This window comes from Pseudoalteromonas sp. S1727 (assembly GCF_005886375.1).
Lineage (GTDB): Bacteria > Pseudomonadota > Gammaproteobacteria > Enterobacterales > Alteromonadaceae > Pseudoalteromonas > Pseudoalteromonas haloplanktis.
Genome location: NZ_PNDT01000200.1, coordinates 1 through 539, shown reverse-complemented (window position 1 = coordinate 539; position 539 = coordinate 1). Strand labels below are relative to the sequence as shown.

Genomic DNA, 539 nt, shown 5'->3' with positions numbered 1-539 from the left:
TTCGCTATTTAGACCCGCAACAATTGCAGCGCTATTATCTGCAACAGTGTTTAACACTTTTGGGCCATATAAATGTTGTGACCCAGTTACAAACCATACTTCTTTCATTGACGACGGCATATATAAATTCCTCTTGTACTTGTTAGCCACGGTTACTTTGGCCGTAGTAGGCATCTTTACCGTGTTTTCTTAAATAATGTTTATCCATCACAGACTTCTTAAGTGCACCGGCATTGTGATCTAGGGTGCGAGTTAAGTAAGCCATGCGAGCAATTTCTTCTAGTAGTGCAGCATGATACACAGACTGCGCAGCATCTTTGCCCCACGTAAACGGTGCATGTCCTGCCACAATCACCATAGGGGCCGCTTTCGGATCACGGTCTTTGTACGCATCGGTAATTTGAATACCGGTCTCAAGCTCATAATCACCATTTACTTGCGCATCAGTAAGCTCACGAGTGCAGGTAATGTCACCGTGCACATAATCAGCGTGCGTAGTCCCAAAACATGGAATACTTTGCTTTGCTTGTGCCCATGCA

At 44.7% G+C, this 539-nt stretch carries 2 protein-coding genes; both read right to left on the bottom strand.

The window, feature by feature from the left end:
* Window positions 1-120 (bottom strand): hypothetical protein (locus tag CWB85_RS21615; protein WP_138555999.1); only part of this gene is annotated, 120 nt, incomplete at its 3' end.
* A 22-nt stretch (window positions 121-142) separates the two neighbouring features.
* Window positions 143-539, bottom strand: a 397-nt coding sequence (locus tag CWB85_RS21610) for a class II aldolase/adducin family protein (protein WP_171039061.1), incomplete at its 5' end; no start/stop codon positions are given.